Genomic DNA, 18,256 nt, shown 5'->3' with positions numbered 1-18,256 from the left:
ATGTCAACTCGTCAAAGCCTTATCGTTGGAATGAAAGACTTGCCCGATAGTTTGAATTTGTCTTGGGCACAGCTTGATGAGCAATTTCGCGTGCTACGGATGAGCCAAGCCTTTTACAGCCGTTGCAAACGCTCGGCGGCGCAAATCATTAATCAACCCATTAGCCAACTGTTTAGTGCCTTTAATGCCGAGTTGTGCGCCGATATCGTGAGGCGACGTGGGCAAGAAATAGGTTTTCAATTACAAGATCATAGAGGCATACGTGTGCATCTTGCGCTGCATTCTTTGCCTGAAATGGGATGGTATTTGATTCTATCCGACATCAATTTTGAAGATCCGCAGATGAAGGAATTGCATTCGGATTATCGCCGAGCGATTCAAGCCAGCGATGCTTGGCTGCAACACATTGAAGATGTGATTAAATCCTCCCAAGAAGAAGTGTTTAAAGTTGCCGTCTCCAAGGCGATGTCGCTCACTGGCAGTCGATATGGCTTTATTCTGTTGCATAACGAAAAGTTAAAAACACTCACACTCGCCGCGCGTTCTGAGTATCCCCACGCAGAGGCTAATCAAGCCGATTTTGTTGAAGATAATACCCAAGTGTCAGAACTTGAAAGCCGCGTATGGCTCGAATGTGTGCGAGATTATAAGCCGATCATCCAAAACCAAACCGACTCCCAAAGGCGCTTAGGGGATTTGCCCTTAGATAAACTGCTACTTGGAGGGCGTTACTTGGCGGTGCCGATTTTATTTCGCAGTCGCTTAGTGGGCATGCTGTGCGTGGTCGACCGTAATGAGCCTTATAGTCGTAATGATGCGAGATCATTACTGACTTTTGCCAGCATTTTATGGCACAGCATTGAACTACCACGCACATTGCGCGCGGTATCCCGCCAGTCCAAAATCATTAAAGCGCAAAAAGAACAATTATCTCAATCGTTAACCCAGCTTATTAGTGCTATTTCTGAGGCATTAGAACTGAAAGATGCCTATACCGCAGGGCATCAAAAGTCGGTGGCGCAATTAAGTTATTTGATTGGTGAGAAATTAGGTTTAGACCCGCTGCGTTTAGAAGGGCTGAAGATTGGTGCCTTAGTTCATGATATTGGTAAGTTAGCGATTCCATCACAGATTTTGACAAAACCGTCAAAACTTTCAAAAGAAGAATACGCATTAATACAGACCCATCCGCTCCATGGTGCTGAAATTATTGAAGATGTGGAGTTTCCTTGGCCCATTAAAGAGATGATTTTACAGCATCATGAGCGGCTCGATGGCTCAGGTTATCCTGCGGGCTTAAAGGATAAGGCGATTTTATATGAGGCGAAAATTATTGCCGTCGCCGATGTTGCCGATTCGATATTGTCCCACAGGCCTTATCGCCCATCGTTAGGGCTGGAGAAAATGACAGAAGTGCTGCGTGCGGGTAAAGGAACACTTTTTGACCCTGAGATAGTCGAAACCTGTTTAGCGATTTTGATTAATCGAGAGTTGAGTATTAGCGATCATATTGGTGCTGCGCCGCTTGAACCTTTAGTCACGATTTCACTCGACCATGAGTTAGTTGATATTAAACGTTTACTTACGACTGCCCATGCTAAGGTGGCAGTGGTATTGGATGAGCAACATAAGATACTTGGGGTGATCACCAGCCGCTTACTGGAACATTGGTTTAGCCCATTACTTGGCACAGCGGCTGAGCGTGAGCAGGATAGGGCATCACTGCATAAAAAAGCCCATCAGATCATGCAGCATTCGGTGCCTATTATCAGTGAGGTGGCTACATCGGAAGATGCCTTATTGCAGTTGAATCTTTTGGACTCAGAATATCTTGTGGTGGTGAACAAAGCGCAGCAGCCATTGGGGATTATCGGCTGGCGGGCTATTGCCATGACGAGAAATGCATTTCGTGAAGTTGAGCGTTTGATTTAAGTGTCTTATTAAACACTTTATTTTTAAGCCTGATAATGACAGCGCAACCGTAGGCTAAATTTTACCGACAATAAAAAAGATGCCCTTAGGCATCTTTTTATGGAACTCATGTTATCGAACAAATGCTGTGACTGTTAATCAACAATACGCAGTAATTCGTTGATACCCACTTTACTACGGGTTTTTGCATCCACTTTCTTAACGATAATAGCGGCATAGAGGCTGTACTTGCCGCAGGCTGATGGTAAGTTGCCAGAAACAACAACAGAGCCTGCTGGTACACGACCGTAATGCACTTCGCCAGTTTCGCGATCGTAAATTCGAGTGCTTTGGCCGATATACACGCCCATAGAAATCACTGAGCCTTCTTCAACCACAACGCCTTCAACAATCTCAGAACGTGCACCGATAAAGCAGTTATCTTCGATGATGGTTGGGCCCGCTTGCAATGGCTCAAGTACGCCACCAATACCTACGCCGCCAGATAAATGCACGTTTTTACCGATTTGTGCGCATGAGCCAACCGTTGCCCAAGTGTCAACCATAGTGCCTTCATCAACATAGGCACCTAAGTTCACATAGGATGGCATCAACACGGTATTTTTACCTATGAATGAGCCTTTACGTACTGTCGCCGAAGGCACTACACGAATGGCTTCCGCTTTAAAGCGGGCTTCATCATATTCGGCAAATTTTAACGGCACTTTGTCGAAGTATTTGGTTTCGGCGCCATCGATAACCACGTTATCGAAAATACGGAAGGACAGTAATACCGCCTTTTTCAGCCATTGGTGCACATGCCATTGTCCGTCGATTTTCTCGGCGACACGGACTTCACCTTTATCGAGCATATTGATGACATTTTGCACATCGCTGCGCACACCGGCGTCAACTGTGCTTGGTGTGATGTCGGCGCGCGCTTCAAAAGCCGCCTCAATACGTTGGCGTAAAGCCTCCATTTACTTCTCCCACTGGTCTCGTTAATTAACTGATTCGATATTCTTTGCACTCAGGGCACTGATTAAAGCGTCCCTGAGGGTATTCTCTTGGGTTTCGTTAAGTTGCAAGCCATCATTGGTCTGCAGCATAAAAAAGTCTTCGGCTCGCTCACCAATGGTGGTGATTTTGGCCGCGAGTAATGTTGTGTTGCAACGGTAAAAGATATCCCCGACTTTTGCCAGTAATCCTGGCGAATCTAAGGCGATAAGCTCCATCATACTTGTACCATGACGACTGCTTTCGAGGAAACTCACTTGTGTCGGCACATTAAAAGGTTTCATCTTGCGCGATAGTTTTCTAAAGCGCGGCAGTTTTGGACTGTCGCTCGACAGGGCTTTCTCAAGCGCCTTACGGATACTTTGGATGCGTGAAAGCTGGCTAACGGGCTCACCATCCTGCTCTAAGATCACAAAGGTATCGAGGGCATAATTATCTTTTGACGTCATGATGTTGGCATCATGGACGTTGATATTTTTATTGTCGAGTACCGCCATCACAGTTGCGAACAATTTAGGTCTGTCTTGGCAATAGACAAATAGCTCAGTACCACCACGGGTGGTGTGTTTGGACACTAAGACTAAAGGCTCATCCTGTTGTTTGTGCTTTAAAATCGCTTCGGCGTGCCACGCGACTTGATTTGGCTGGTGGCGTAAAAAGTAATCTGCCTTAAAACGTTGCCACAGGGCATCGAGATCTTTCTCTTTCAATCCGCGGCGCAGCAGCTCTTTTTTTGCCTTGGCTTGGTATTCACGCACTCTGGCACGAATATCGACGGGTTTTTCTTTACCACGGGCGAGCACCCTTTGGGTCGAAAAGTACAAGTCGCGCAGCAGTGAGCCTTTCCAGTTGTTCCAGGTTTTTTCGTTGGTGGCGCAGATATCGGCGACGGTTAAGCAGTACAGATAGCTTAAATGCACGGCATCGCGGACTTTATTGGCAAAGTCGGCCACCACATCGGGATCGGAAATATCACGGCGCTGGGCGGTGACAGACATCACCAGATGATTCTCAACCAGCCAAGCGACTAGACGGCCATCGTGATCGTTTAACCCGTGCAGCTTACAAAAGGCGAGGGCATCGCTTGAGCCTAGTTTACTGTGATCGCCACCGCGACCTTTGGCGATATCGTGGAAGATAGCGCCTAATACGAGTAAACCTTTTTTAGGCAGTTGGTTAATGAGAATCGAGCCTAAGGGAAATTCTTCTTTTTGTTCGGCTTGGGAAAAACGCTCGATATTGAGCAGTAATCTGTGGGTGTGTTCATCGACCGTATAGGCGTGGAACAGGTCGAACTGCATTTGGCCTTCAATATTTCGCCATGCCGGTAAATAGGCCGATAACACGCCGTGTTTATGCATTAAAGACAAAGCAACAATGCCGCGAGGGTGGCGCAGAATTTCCATAAAGGCTTGGCGACAAAGCGGGTTTTCTTGTAAGGCTTGAGATTGTGCGCGTCTTGCACGGCGCAGCGAACGCAGCGTTGGTGCGTAAATACCTTTGATGTTCGAGTTTTTAGCGACTAACAAAAACAGCCGGACAATTTCTTCGCCGCTATCGAAAAGATCATCGCTTAGCGCTTCGATAAAAGTGCCGCGGCGCTGGTAGTGTTTATCTATCGATTGAATTTCTAAAGCTTTTGTGTGCCCCAGTGTTGCCCGTTTAAACAGCTGCAGCAACATTTCGTTTAGCTCCATCACTCGGCGTACCGTGCGATAGTAACGTTTCATCATTTGCTCAACAGCAAGCTGGGTGGCGTCTTCATACCCCATAAGCTCGGCAACTTGGCGTTGTACATCAAAGAGTAAGCGATTTTCATCGCGACCGACCACCATATGCAGAGCAAAGCGTAACTTCCACAAAAAGTGCTGACATTCGAGCAGCTCTTCTAATTCACCGGGCTCTAAAAAGTCGTATTGGACTAATTCTTCGAGGCGAGCGGCGCCAAAGTGACGCATGGCTACCCAAGCAATGGTTTGAATATCCCTAAGACCACCGGGACAACTCTTGATATTGGGTTCTAAATCGAAGGCACTGGCTCTGGCATGGCGGGCATTTTGCTCATCCCGTTTTGCGATAAAAAAATTGCTTGAAGTCCAAAAGTCACTCTGACGAATCGCATCATAAAGTTGATCGAATAAAAATTCGGGCCCTTCGAGCAATCGTGCCTCTAACAGATTGGTGGCTATGGTGATGTCTTCACGGCCGAGGATAATCGTGTCGTTTAACGTACGGACACTGTGGCCGATTTCCAGATTGGCATCCCACAGAAAGGCAATAAACTGACTGAGTGCCGCTTCGGCGGCGGGTGACAAGATATCATTAAACAGGAACAGCAAGTCGACATCTGAGTGGGGATGCAGCTCCCCACGGCCATAGCCGCCCACGGCAATCAAGGCAATATCATATTCCCTTAGACCGTGCTGTTCCCAAGCTTGCTTGACAAGGGCATCGACAAATTGACAGCGCTGCGTGACGAGCTCTTCAATCGGGGTTTTAGCCTTAAAACTGGCCAAAAGAATCTGATTCTGTTCGATTAATGATTGTTTAGCGAGCAGAGCTATATTCATCGAGTCCCTTGTTTTTATGCTTGTTAGTATGGCCTATCGCTCGTGATTGATGATACGTGGGAAATCCTCATCCTCACGCAGGGTAAGTACTTCAACCCCTTTTTCAGTCACCAGTAAGGTGTGTTCCCACTGGGCTGAATTTTTACCATCAGAGGTCGTTACCGTCCACTTATCATCGCGATCGAGTATGGTCGTGTGGCGACCGGCATTGATCATAGGTTCAATGGTGAAACACATGCCTGGGCGTAATACTGTGTTATCGCCGTTACGGTAGTGCATGACCTGAGGTTCTTCATGGAAACCCGATCCAATACCGTGGCCACAATAATCTTGCACGATGGAATATTTCTCAAGGCCTGTTTTACTTGCTTTGATGAATTTTTCGATAGTATTGCCGATTTCACCCAGTTTTAAACCTGGACGAACCTTACGAATAGCTAAATACAGGCTTTCTTGCGCGATGCGGCACAGACGTTTGTCCTTCGCGCTCACTTCACCGATTAAAAACATCATTGAGGTATCGCCGTGATAACCGTCTTTAATCACTGTTATGTCGATATTGAGGATATCGCCTTCTTTCAATGGTGGGTTGTCGTTTGGAATGCCGTGGCAAATCACATGGTTTACAGAAGTACAAATGGATTTGGGAAAACCATGGTAGTTAAGCGGCGCCGAAATCGCACCTTGCTCTTCGGTATATTTGGCGCAGAGGTCATTGAGCTCATTGGTGGTCACGCCCGGTTTAACATGCGGCGCGATCATTTCTAATACCTGTGCGGCTAGTTTGCCCGCAGCACGCATTTTTTCAATTTCTTCAGCGGTCTTGATGACTATACTCATTGCGTTTTCTCTTGTGTCTTTAATGTCTGTTGGCCACGCAACCTAATGCAAAAATTTGTGCTTTAGGGCTATTTATGGTATAAAGCGCGCCGTTATGTTTAAGTCTTGATGAATTGTCCAAGCCAGCTTTTGCGCTGCTTTGATACTTGCAAGACTAAAGATGGCGGCCATTATACATGGCTATTTGTCTAAATACTAAATCACACACGTGTCGACACATTCTTCGGGGTGCCCTCAGTTGTTATATAAGGGGTCGAAGGCATGGGATACGTGGAGGTCTAACCCCCTAAATTTTAAGGTAATAGAAATGACTACAGTTTCAATGCGCGATATGCTTCAGGCCGGTGTCCACTTCGGTCACCAAACCCGTTACTGGAACCCAAAAATGAAGCCATTCATTTTCGGTGCTCGCAACGGTGTTCACATCATCAACCTTGAGCATACTGTGCCAATGTTCAATGAAGCGCTAGCTTTCATCAGCAACGTAGCTTCAAAGAAAGGTAAAGTATTATTCGTTGGTACTAAACGTGCTGCTGGCGAAGCGATCAAAGAAGCTGCTCTGTCTTGTGACCAGTACTATGTTGATCACCGCTGGTTAGGCGGTATGCTGACTAACTGGAAAACCGTTCGTCAGTCAATCAAACGTCTGAAAGAACTGGAAAGCCAATCAGTAGACGGTACTTTCGACAAGCTGACCAAGAAAGAAGCGCTGATGCGTACTCGTGAGCTTGAAAAGCTGGAAAAATCTTTAGGTGGTATTAAAAACATGGGCGGCCTGCCAGACGTATTATTCGTCATTGGTGCTGACCATGAGCATATCGCTATTAAAGAAGCTAACAACCTGGGTATCCCTGTTGTTGCAGTTGTTGATACTAACTCTGCGCCAGATGGTGTTAACTACATCGTTCCTGGTAACGACGACGCTATGCGTGCTATCCGCCTGTACACTTCTTCTGTTGCTGCTGCTGCAAAAGCTGGCCGTGGTCAAGATTTGGCTGTTCAAGCTGAGCAAGACGGTTTCGTAGAAGCCGAATAATAATAAGGCGGGATGATTATCATCACCCTTATTAACCAAGATTTTTGATTGGTTAACAGGGGCCATTCGGCCCCTGTTTTATATCTGCAAATTAGTCGATTTTTTATAGAGGATTTAACAATGGCAATTACTGCTGCCCAAGTTAAAGAACTGCGCGACCGTACTGGCGCAGGCATGATGGATTGTAAAAACGCTCTGACAGAAGCTAACGGCGACATGGAGTTAGCAATTGACAACATGCGTAAGTCTGGCGCTGCTAAAGCGGCTAAAAAAGCGGGTAACATCGCTGCTGACGGTACAATTCTGATCAAGAATGGCGAAGGTTTCGCTGCGCTATTAGAAGTTAACTGTCAAACTGACTTCGTTGCTAAAGATTCAAACTTCTTAGCATTCGCGAACGCAGTATTAGATGCTGCTGCAGCATCTAAAGTGACTCTTGAAGATTTAAAAGCACAGTTCGAAGATGCACGCGTTGCATTGGTAACTAAAATCGGTGAAAACATCAACATTCGTCGTGTTGAGTACATCGATGGTGCAAACCTATCTTCATACCGTCACGGTGAGCGCATTGGCGTTGTTGTTGCCGGTGAAGCTGACGAAGAAACCTTAAAGCACATCGCAATGCACGTTGCTGCTTCTAAGCCTGAATACGTGAACCCAGAAGATGTTCCTGCAGAAATCGTTGCAAGAGAACAAGCTCTGCAAATCGAAATGTCAATGAACGAAGGCAAATCGGCAGAGATCGCTGAGAAGATGGTTCTTGGTCGTATGAAGAAGTTCACCGGTGAGATCTCTCTGACTGGTCAAGCTTACATCATGGAACCAAAGAAAACTGTTGGCGAAATTCTGAAAGAGAAAGGCGCTAAAGTCACTAACTTCATTCGTTTAGAAGTGGGTGAAGGTATTGAGAAGAAAGAAGAAGATTTCGCGGCTGAAGTTGCTGCTCAAATCGCTGCTTCTAAAAAGGCTTAATCGCCAACGCTAAATACCCCCAAGACCGCGGCAATAGCTGCGGTCTTGTTATGACCAGGATAAAAATTATGAGCACCAATCCAAAACCCGCATTTAGACGCATTCTTCTTAAATTAAGTGGCGAAGCACTGATGGGCGACGAAGGCTTCGGCATCGACCCTAAAGTATTAGATCGCATGGCTCAGGAAGTGAAAGAGCTGGTTGAGCTGGGTATTCAGGTGGGTGTGGTTATTGGTGGTGGTAATCTGTTTCGCGGTGAAGGCCTAGCAAAAGCAGGCATGAACCGTGTGGTGGGCGATCACATGGGTATGCTGGCAACGGTTATGAACGGCTTGGCAATGCGAGACGCCCTGCACCGTGCCTATGTTAATGCTCGTCTGATGTCAGCTATCCCGTTAAAGGGTGTGTGTGATGATTACAATTGGGCTGAAGCGATCAGCTTGCTAAAATCTGGCCGAGTGGTTATTTTTGCTGCCGGTACAGGTAATCCTTTCTGCACGACCGATTCTGCGGCCTGTTTACGCGGCATTGAAATCGAAGCTGAAGTCGTATTGAAAGGCACTAAAGTCGACGGTGTATACTCCGAAGACCCAATGAAGAACCCTGATGCCGTTAAGTATGATGAAGTGACTTATGCGGAAATTCTGGAAAAAGAATTAAAAGTAATGGACTTAGCCGCCTTTACTATGGCGCGTGATCACGACATGCCTATTTTAGTCTTCAACATGAATAAACCTGGCGCTCTACGCCGCGTTATCATGGGTGAAGAAGAAGGCACGCTGATCAGAGCGAAAAAAGTTATTTAATGACCAAGAAGGACATTTAACGTGATTGAGAACATTAAGAAAGATGCGCAAGAGCGTATGGGTAAATGCGTTGACGCGACTAAAAACCAAATGGCAAAAGTGCGTACCGGTCGTGCCCACCCAAGCCTGCTGGATTCCATTCAAGTCTCTTACTACGGCACTATGACGCCACTAAACCAAGTGGCTAACGTGGGCGTTGAAGATTCACGCACTCTGTCTGTGACTGTGTTTGACCGTAGTGCTATCCAAGCCGTTGAAAAGGCTATTATGAGCTCTGATTTAGGTCTGAACCCTATGTCAGCTGGCGCGACATTACGTATTCCATTACCCGCGCTGACTGAAGAACGTCGTAAAGACTTCATCAAAGTGGTGCGTAACGAAGCTGAAAACGGTCGTATTGCTATCCGTAACGTGCGTCGTGATGCTATTTCTGAAGTGAAAAAGCTTGAAAAAGCTAAAGCTTGTACTGAAGATGATGTGCGTCGCAGTGAAGAAGAAGTGCAAAAGTTCACCGATGCTCACATTAAAAAGGTCGATGAGATTTTAGCGGCCAAAGAAATTGAGTTGATGGAAGTCTAATCTCAGTTCGATAAGCTAGAGTTGATGCGCCGTGTAGGGGTATACTACACGGCGTTTGTCTATTTTAAAGGGCTGTATTAGATGTCATCCACAGTGGAACTTGATCCGCACCCTAGGACGAGTGAGAGTGATTTATACACTCAAACGACCTTGCCGGGACAATTGCCCGAACTCGTGAAACAGTCGTTACCTAAGCATGTTGCTATTATCATGGATGGCAATGGGCGTTGGGCACAAACCCAAGGTAAACCACGAGTGATGGGACATAAGGCTGGTGTTAAGGCCGTTAGAAGAGCCGTAAGCACGGCAAGCCAATTAGGCATTGAATCGCTAACCTTATTTGCATTTTCTAGCGAGAATTGGCGTAGACCCGATAAAGAAGTCAGCTTGCTGATGGAGTTGTTTTTTACCGTATTACAGCGCGAAATTAAATTGCTGGATAAGAATCAGGTTAAGCTCAACATTATTGGCGATATCAGCCGCTTTTCGGCGCGATTACAGAAGCAAATTGCTGCTGCTCAAGAGAAGACATCTCGCAATACTGGCTTGGTTCTGAATGTTGCGGCTAACTATGGTGGCCGTTGGGACATACTTCAAGCAGCACAAAAATTAGCGGAAAAGGTCGAAACTGGCGAAATGACCAGCAGTCAGTTCACCGAAGAAGCCTTAAGTGCACATTTGTGCATGCAAAATCAGAGTGAAGTTGATTTAATGATCCGCACGGGCGGGGACTGTCGCATCAGCAATTTTGTGCTGTGGCAGGCGGCCTATGCAGAATTGGTGTTTACCGACACCCTTTGGCCTGATTTCGATGAACAGGCTTTTCATGAAGCGATAGCCATTTTTGCAAGTCGCCAGCGCCGTTTTGGTCTGACTGGAAGTCAGATTGATGAGATGCGTGCATTGTAAAACCTCATGAGGGATTTTTTTTGCTAAAACAACGAATAATAACAGCAACTTGGTTAGTTCCATTAGTTTTAGGGGCGATATTTTTGCTCCCTGCCAGCTACTTCGCCTGGGCCTTAGTTGCCGTCTTCCTTATTGCAGCAAAGGAATGGGGAAGAATTATCGATAATCAGTGTGATGTCACCCAGTGGAGCTTTACCTTCACAGTGGGTATCTTATTGGTGGCAATTAATCTGATTGTGCCAATCGATGCAGTTTGGTTAAGCCATCAGTTACATCCTATCTATTTGGCCATTCTCTATATTGGTGCATTCTGGTGGTTAGCATCACTATTATTAGTGGTAACTTATCCTAAAAGCGCTAAGTTCTGGCAAAAGAATCCTATGTTTAAGTCCATGTTTGGACAGTTAACCTTAGTGCCTTGCTTTGTTGCTCTTATCGCACTCAAATCCATTAGCTCACAAACTTCACCCTATTACGGCCCAGTATTAGTACTGTTAGTGATGTTGATTGTGTGGGCCGCTGATTCTGGGGCTTACTTCGTCGGTAAAGCGATAGGTAAAACGAAACTGATGCCTGCAGTGAGCCCTGCTAAAACCTTGGAAGGCCTACTTGGTGGTTTAGTGACGACTATGCTCGTGGTTGCAGGTGTTATGTATTATTCACCAGAGCAAGAACTGGGTTTAGTTGTGGCAGTGACCTTATTTGTTGCTTTAGTGTCGGCGCTGGGCGATTTATCTGAGAGTATGTTTAAGCGTGCGGCCTGTATTAAAGATTCTGGCACTATTTTGCCCGGTCACGGCGGTGTGCTCGACCGCATCGACAGCCTGACTGCAGCCTTGCCGGTGTTTACCCTGATCTACATTGCATTCTGGATGTAACGCTATGCAAAATATGGTGATTTTGGGTGCTACCGGTTCAATTGGTGCTAGTACCTTAAGCGTGATTTCGGCTAATCCATTGGCTTATAGTATTTATGGATTGGTGGCCAATGCGAGCGTTGATAAGATGCTGGCTTTGTGTGTAGCCCATAAACCGAAAGTCGCGCATATGGTGGATGAAGAGGCTGCGAAACAGTTACGCGCCGTTTTACCCGCTGCGCTCAATATCCAAGTCACTACTGGCATAAACGATTTACTCGGTTTAGTGACGACTGCCGAAGTGGATACCGTAATGGCAGCGATTGTCGGGGCGGCAGGGCTAGTACCAACCCTTGAAGCCGTGAAGGCGGGAAAGCGAGTATTACTGGCCAATAAAGAAGCTTTAGTCATGTCGGGTGAGTTGTTTATTGAGGCGACTAAGCGCTCTGGTGCTGTGCTTTTGCCCGTGGACAGTGAGCATAATGCTATCTTTCAATGTTTACCCCTAGAAGTGCAGGCTAACCTCGGCCGTTGCGATTTAGCTGCGTCGGGTATATCCCATATTTTGTTAACCGGTTCTGGCGGACCTTTCCTGCGGTCGGATCTTGCGACACTTGCGGCCATGACGCCTGCCCAAGCCTGTAAACATCCTAATTGGTCCATGGGACCTAAAATCTCTGTTGACTCCGCCACTATGATGAATAAGGGTTTAGAGTTCATTGAGGCGCGGTGGTTGTTTAACACTCAGGCTGAGCAACTTAAGGTGGTTATTCATCCGCAAAGCGTGATCCACTCTATGGTGCAGTACCGTGATGGTTCGGTTATCGCCCAAATGGGTAACCCTGATATGCGCACACCGATTGCCCATTGCATGGCTTATCCGCAAAGAATTCATTCGGGCGTTGAACCTTTAGATTTTTTCAAAGTCGGACAGTTAAGCTTTTATGAACCTGATTTTGAACGTTTCCCCTGTTTGGCTTTGGCTATGGAGGCGTGTGCCCAAGGCCAAGAGGCAACAACCGTATTAAATGCTGCCAATGAGGTAGCTGTTGAAGCGTTTTTACAGGGGCAAATTGGTTTTACGCAAATTGCAAAAGTGAATGAAGCTTGTTTAGTCACTGTGCCTAAACGTCCTATGGGCAGCATAGAAGATATTTTAGCCTTAGATGCGCAAACCCGCGTCTATGCGCGTGAGACATTAGCAAGCATCGCTTAGCAATAGCTGAGTGATTAAATTTATAACGTAAGGAGTGGGATGTTAGATTTTTTATGGAACTTAGGTTCTTTCATCGTTGCACTGGGTCTGTTAATTACTGCCCACGAATACGGCCATTTCTATATCGCGCGACGTTGTGGCGTGAAAGTCGAACGTTTCTCCATTGGTTTTGGTAAGGCTATTTGGCGCCGTGTTGGTAAAGACGGCACTGAATATGTGTTAGCCATGATCCCCCTTGGCGGCTATGTCAAAATGCTCGATGAGCGTGTTGAAGACGTTCCCGATGAATTAAAAGATCAAGCGTTCAATCGTAAAACCGTATGGCAACGTATTGCGATTGTGGCCGCAGGTCCAATTGCTAACTTTATTTTTGCCATCGTTGCCCTGTATTTTATGTATCTGATTGGTGTGCCATCACTTAAGCCTGTGATCACCTCGACGACACCCGGGACTGCTGCTGCGCAAATTCAAATCACAGAGCCAATGCAAATAACGGCCATTTCCGGTCAGGCTGTGCGTAACTGGGAAGAAGTGAATTTAGCTTTAGTCGGCCACATAGGTGATGAAAGTCTGAGTGTATCGCTAACGCCATTGAATGGTTTGCAAGGTTTAGACTCTAGTGCGCGGTCTTATACCTTAGATACGCGTAATTGGCGTTTTGATCCTGAAAAAGAATCCCCGATTACGGCATTAGGGTTAGGGATTTATCGTCCCGAAATCGTCCCCACCATTGCTGCGATTAGTCCTGACAGTGCCGCTGCGAATAGTGAGCTAAAAGTCGGTGACACCTTAGTCGCAATAAATGGTAAAAATTATACCGATTGGCAGGCTTTTGTTGACATTATTCAACATTCTGCCAATGTGCCTGTGAGTTTAACTGTGCGCCGCAATGGCGAACAGTTTAATGTGGCAGTGACACCCTTAAGCAGTAAAAATGCCGATGGTCAAGAGATAGGTATGCTCGGGGTGAGCCCAACCCAAGCACAATGGCCAGACAATATGCGTTTACAACTTGAATATGGACCAATCGATTCTTTCGGCATAGCAGCGGATAAAACATGGCAACTTGTTGCTGTGAGCTTTAAGATGATTGGCAAATTATTTACCGGCGATGTGTCGGTGAAAAACCTGAGTGGACCCATTTCGATCGCACAGGGTGCGGGCAGTAGTGCAAACTATGGCTTGGTCTATTTTCTCGGGTTCCTCGCGCTCATCAGCGTCAATTTAGGCATCATTAACTTGCTGCCTTTACCTGTGCTCGATGGGGGACACCTGCTGTATTACTTTATTGAAGTAATAACTGGTAAACCTGTACCTGAAAAGGTGCAGGAAATAGGATTCAGATTTGGGGCAGCAATACTGCTGATGTTGATGAGCGTTGCGCTTTTCAATGATTTTGCCCGACTCTGAGCAAGGACAGACTAATAATTAGAAGTGCTCTATGAGATTGAATAAACTTTTTGCCTCGATGTTATTCGTCGGTGCGTCGTTTTCAGGGACTGTGTTGGCTGATACTTTCCAACCGTTTGAAGTGACCGACATCCAAGTTGAAGGTTTGCAACGAGTTGCACTCGGTGCTGCCTTGTTAAGCTTACCAGTAAAAGTAGGTGACACTGTTGACCAGTTAAGAATCCAGCAAGCGATTAAAAGCTTGTATGCATCGACTAACTTTGAAAATGTCTCCGTGAGCCGAGATGGCGGCGTATTAGTGGTGAAAGTCACTGAGCGTCCGACTATTAGTGCCGTGACATTCGATGGCAACAAAGACATTAAAGACGAACAGTTACAGGAAAGTCTGGACGGTTCTGGCGTTAAAGTCGGTGAGTCGCTCGATCGCACTATGTTGACCGGTATTGAAAAGGGTCTGCAGGATTTCTACTACGGCGTGGGTAAATACGGCGCGAAAGTGGAAGCCCAAGTGATTAACTTACCCCGTAATCGGGTTGAGCTGAAATTTAAGTTTACCGAAGGTTTAGCGGCCGAAATCCGCCAAATTAACGTGGTCGGTAATCATGAGTTCACCGATGCTGAGTTGATTGGCATGCTGGAACTTAAAGATTATGTAGCTTGGTGGGATCTGTTCGGCGAACGCCGTTATCAGAAGCAAAAGCTGCAGGCCGATCTCGAGACCATCAAAACCTATTATCACAATAAAGGTTATATCCGCTTCGAAGTCACCTCGACTCAAGTGGCTATGACGCCTGACCGTAAAGGTTTATATATCACCATCAACGTAGATGAAGGTGAGAAATATAAAGTTAAAGAAGTAAACCTGACGGGTGATTTGATGGGCCGTGAAGAGTTGATGAAATCAATTCTGCCAATCAAAGCGGGTGATATGTACAACGGCGGTGATGTAACTTTCACCGAAGAAATGTACAGCAAATATTTAGGCCGCTTCGGTTATGCTTACCCTGAAGTGAAAACCTACCCTGAAATTGATGATAAGACTAAAGAAGTCACCTTAAACATCAATGTTAAACCGGGTAAACGTGTTTACGTACGGGCGATTAACTTCACTGGTAACACAGTGACGAAAGATGAAGTGATGCGCCGTGAGCTGCGTCAGATGGAAGGAGCTTGGTTAAACTCAGCGCAAGTGGAGCAATCTAAAGCGCGTCTTAACCGTTTGGGCTTCTTCGAAACCGTTGACACTGAAACCATTCAAGTGCCTGGTACCGATGATTTAGTCGATGTTGCGGTTAAAGTGAAAGAGCAGCCGTCGGGCTCATTCAACGCGGGTGTCGGTTATGGTACTGAATCAGGCCTGAGCTTGCAGTTTGGTGTGCAGCAAAATAACTTCTTAGGCACAGGTAACCAAGCGGGTATCAGCTTGAGCACCAACAAGTACTCTAAAAACGTTAACTTATCCTATACCGATCCGTACTGGACAAAAGACGGTGTGAGTTTAGGCGGGAGCGTTTATTGGAGTGAGTTTGACGCCAATGAAGCTAACTTAGAACGCTATAAAAACAGTTCGTATGGTGTGGCACTTAACTCGGGTTTCCCGATTAACGAATACAACCGTATCAATGGTGGTATTGGCTATCGTCACAACACGATCTCTGAGATCTCAGCTTATGAGCAGGCACTGCGTTTCTATAACATCTATCGTGATGACGATCCAAACGCGGACTTAAGTTTCGATAACTTCGAACTCAGCCTGGGCTGGTATCGTAGCACCTTGAACCGTGGCACTTTCCCAACAGACGGCTCTTCTCAGCGTCTGAACGGCAAAATGACTTCGCCAGGGTCTGATTTACAGTATTTTAAGACAGACTTTGACACTAACTACTATTTCCCTGTTAACCGCAGTCAGAGCGTTGTGCTCTTGGCCCGTGGTCGATTAGGTTATGGTAACGGTTATGGTCAATTTAATGATAATGACCAAATTCTGCCTTTCTGGGAAAACTATTACTCAGGTGGTAGTAGCTCGCTACGTGGCTTTAAGTCTAACTCTGTAGGCCCTCGTTCATTCTATCTCTATCGAGGTAGTGAACCGTGTGCACCGGATCCATCGGGCGATGGCTGTAGCTTGCCTGGCGATCCTAATAGTATCCAAGTCAGTTCTGGCCGCTCTATCGGTGGTAATGCCCTTGCAACGGCAAGTATGGAGTTGATTGTACCAACCCCATTTTTGGATGAGGCTTACACTAACTCAGTTCGTACTAGCTTCTTCGTCGATGCGGGTAACGTCTGGGATACTGAGTTTGATTACGAGTCATATCAAACACTTCCGGCGGACGAGTTTGCTAAGTTACAAGACTATAGTGATCCAGCTCGCCTGCGCGCCTCTTGGGGCTTGAGTGTGCAATGGTTATCACCTATGGGACCTATGGTGTTCAGCTTGGCGTGGCCGCTTAAAGAATATGAAGGTGACCAAACGGAGATCTTCTCTTTCAATATTGGCAAAACTTTTTAAAAGGCATACACTCGGCAAGTTTTGCTGACAATAACAAGGTAACAAGGAGTTTATTTTGAACAAGATGGTAAATTGCGCGCTGATGACGTTAGTTTTGTTAGGCGCGCCGTTAGTGGCACATGCTGAGAAAATTGCCGTAGTGGATATGGGCGCTGTGTTTGAACAGCTCCCACAACGTGAACAGATCTCTCAATCTCTGAAGAAAGAGTTTGGTGATCGCGTAGCTGATGTCCAAAAAATGCAAGAAGAAATGCGTTCTCTGATGGAGAAGCAGCAACGTGATGGTGCGTTAATGAACGATGCACAAAAAACTGAGCTGGTTCGTAAAATGGAATCGCTAAAATCTGAATATCAGTTAAAAGGCAAAGCATTGGATGAAGACCTACGTCGTCGCCAAGGTGAAGAGCAAAATAAACTGTTAGTTAAAGTGCAAAAAGCCATCAACACTATCGCTGAAAAAGACCAATATGATTTGGTATTACAACGTGGTGCTGTCATTTATGTTAAGCCTAACGCTGACATCAGTGGCAAAGTGGTTGAAGCCTTAAGCAAAGGCAAGTAATAGATGAATAGTGTGACTTTAAAAGAGCTATGCCTGTTATTAGACGGTGATATCCAAGGCGACGAAACGCTAATTATTAATAGTGTGGCGACCTTAGAAAATGCCAAGGCGGGTCAGATCTCTTTTTTAGCCAACAGTAAATACCGCTCTCAGCTTGAGGCAACTCAAGCGAGTGCGGTGTTATTGTCAGCTAAAGATGCGCAGGATTATCAAGGTACTGCGTTAATTGTAAAAGATCCATATGTCGGTTTTGCCCGTGTTGCTCAGTATTTGGACACGACACCCAAAGCGGCGGTGGGCATCCATCCTTCGGCTCAAATTGATCCTTCAGCCCATTTAGGGGAAGGTGTCGCTATTGGCGCGAATGCTGTGATTGGTGCGAACGTCATTTTAGGTGAAAATGTGCAGATTGGTGCCGGTGTTGTGCTGGGACAAGATGTGGTTATTGGCTCAAAAACACGTTTGTGGGCTAATGTCACCGTCTATCACGATGTGCATTTAGGGCAGGATTGTATTATCCATTCGGGTGCCGTATTAGGCTCAGATGGTTTTGGTTATGCTAACGAACGTGGTCAGTGGATTAAAATTCCGCAGACAGGTGGCGTGCGTATTGGCGATCGGGTTGAGATTGGTGCTAATTCAACGGTAGATCGTGGGGCATTAGGCCATACAGAGATCCACGACGGTGTGATTATTGATAACCAAGTGCAAATTGCCCATAACGATATAATCGGCGAAAATACTGCTATTGCAGGCAGTACTACTGTTGCTGGCAGTGTCACTATTGGTAAATATTGTATTATTGGTGGTAGCTGTGCCATCGCAGGTCATTTGAGCATAGCCGATGGTGTGCATGTGTCTGGTGCTACCAATATCACCACTAATATGCGTGAGCCTGGCTTATACTCTTCTGCCACCGTGGCAATGGACAATAAACTTTGGCGTAAAAATACAGTTCGTTTCCGTCAGTTAGATGAACTGTTCCAGCGTGTTAAAACGTTGGAAAAAAATTTAAAAACACCAGATTAATTGCCCCAAGGCAATTTGAGGAACTCGGTT

The 18,256-nt window shown here is 46.1% G+C and carries 15 protein-coding genes; 12 read left to right on the top strand and 3 right to left on the bottom strand.

Going from position 1 to position 18,256, the window contains the following annotated elements:
* Positions 1-1,932 carry an HD domain-containing phosphohydrolase gene (locus L5L91_RS02465; protein ID WP_263235590.1) on the top strand — a complete coding sequence of 644 codons (1,932 nt, stop codon included), beginning with the start codon at positions 1-3 and terminating at the stop codon, positions 1,930-1,932.
* Between the two features lie 134 nt (positions 1,933-2,066).
* Here L5L91_RS02465 and dapD read toward each other — a convergent pair whose 3' ends face one another.
* The 3 genes from dapD to map are packed head-to-tail and all read right to left on the bottom strand — an operon-like array spanning position 2,067 to position 6,362.
* Positions 2,067-2,891: a 2,3,4,5-tetrahydropyridine-2,6-dicarboxylate N-succinyltransferase gene (gene dapD, locus L5L91_RS02460; RefSeq protein ID WP_028760609.1), complete on the bottom strand. Its 825-nt coding sequence runs from the start codon at positions 2,889-2,891 to the stop codon at positions 2,067-2,069.
* A gap of 21 nt (positions 2,892-2,912) precedes the next feature.
* On the bottom strand, positions 2,913-5,498 hold the full coding sequence (gene glnD, locus L5L91_RS02455; protein WP_263235588.1) for a bifunctional uridylyltransferase/uridylyl-removing protein GlnD: 2,586 nt from the start codon (positions 5,496-5,498) through the stop codon (positions 2,913-2,915).
* 33 nt (positions 5,499-5,531) lie between these two features.
* Positions 5,532-6,362 (bottom strand): type I methionyl aminopeptidase, encoded by an 831-nt coding sequence (map, locus tag L5L91_RS02450; protein WP_226058787.1) that lies wholly within the window; start codon positions 6,360-6,362, stop codon positions 5,532-5,534.
* A 283-nt stretch (positions 6,363-6,645) separates the two neighbouring features.
* Here map and rpsB point away from each other — a divergent pair, with 283 nt between their 5' ends.
* The 11 genes from rpsB to lpxD all read left to right on the top strand — a co-directional run bounded on the left by rpsB (position 6,646) and on the right by lpxD (position 18,226).
* Positions 6,646-7,374, top strand: a complete 729-nt coding sequence (gene rpsB, locus L5L91_RS02445; protein WP_028760607.1) for a 30S ribosomal protein S2 — start codon at positions 6,646-6,648, stop codon at positions 7,372-7,374.
* 120 nt (positions 7,375-7,494) lie between these two features.
* Complete coding sequence (tsf, locus tag L5L91_RS02440; protein WP_028760606.1) at positions 7,495-8,346, top strand: translation elongation factor Ts; 852 nt, start codon at positions 7,495-7,497, stop codon at positions 8,344-8,346.
* A 68-nt stretch (positions 8,347-8,414) separates the two neighbouring features.
* Positions 8,415-9,152, top strand: coding sequence for a UMP kinase (gene pyrH, locus L5L91_RS02435; protein WP_006080981.1), 738 nt, complete (start codon positions 8,415-8,417; stop codon positions 9,150-9,152).
* 21 nt (positions 9,153-9,173) lie between these two features.
* Complete coding sequence (gene frr, locus L5L91_RS02430; RefSeq protein ID WP_012088724.1) at positions 9,174-9,731, top strand: ribosome recycling factor; 558 nt, start codon at positions 9,174-9,176, stop codon at positions 9,729-9,731.
* A gap of 81 nt (positions 9,732-9,812) precedes the next feature.
* A complete protein-coding gene (locus L5L91_RS02425) occupies positions 9,813-10,640 on the top strand; it encodes an isoprenyl transferase (protein WP_028760605.1) in 828 nt (275 codons plus the stop codon).
* A gap of 20 nt (positions 10,641-10,660) precedes the next feature.
* The gene (locus L5L91_RS02420; protein WP_131523803.1) at positions 10,661-11,518 is read left to right on the top strand and encodes a phosphatidate cytidylyltransferase; all 858 of its coding nucleotides are present in this window, start codon (positions 10,661-10,663) and stop codon (positions 11,516-11,518) included.
* A 4-nt stretch (positions 11,519-11,522) separates the two neighbouring features.
* On the top strand, positions 11,523-12,713 hold the full coding sequence (ispC, locus tag L5L91_RS02415) for a 1-deoxy-D-xylulose-5-phosphate reductoisomerase (protein ID WP_263222035.1): 1,191 nt from the start codon (positions 11,523-11,525) through the stop codon (positions 12,711-12,713).
* A gap of 39 nt (positions 12,714-12,752) precedes the next feature.
* The gene (gene rseP / locus L5L91_RS02410) at positions 12,753-14,123 is read left to right on the top strand and encodes a sigma E protease regulator RseP (protein WP_028760602.1); all 1,371 of its coding nucleotides are present in this window, start codon (positions 12,753-12,755) and stop codon (positions 14,121-14,123) included.
* Between the two features lie 31 nt (positions 14,124-14,154).
* On the top strand, positions 14,155-16,635 hold the full coding sequence (gene bamA / locus L5L91_RS02405) for an outer membrane protein assembly factor BamA (RefSeq protein WP_028760601.1): 2,481 nt from the start codon (positions 14,155-14,157) through the stop codon (positions 16,633-16,635).
* 64 nt (positions 16,636-16,699) lie between these two features.
* A complete protein-coding gene (locus L5L91_RS02400) occupies positions 16,700-17,197 on the top strand; it encodes an OmpH family outer membrane protein (RefSeq protein ID WP_028760600.1) in 498 nt (165 codons plus the stop codon).
* 3 nt (positions 17,198-17,200) lie between these two features.
* The gene (lpxD, locus tag L5L91_RS02395) at positions 17,201-18,226 is read left to right on the top strand and encodes a UDP-3-O-(3-hydroxymyristoyl)glucosamine N-acyltransferase (RefSeq protein WP_105249717.1); all 1,026 of its coding nucleotides are present in this window, start codon (positions 17,201-17,203) and stop codon (positions 18,224-18,226) included.
* Positions 18,227-18,256 lie beyond the last annotated feature (30 nt).

Source organism: Shewanella sp. SM55, assembly GCF_025654025.1.
Lineage (GTDB): Bacteria > Pseudomonadota > Gammaproteobacteria > Enterobacterales > Shewanellaceae > Shewanella > Shewanella oncorhynchi.
This window is presented reverse-complemented; position numbering and strand designations above follow the sequence as displayed.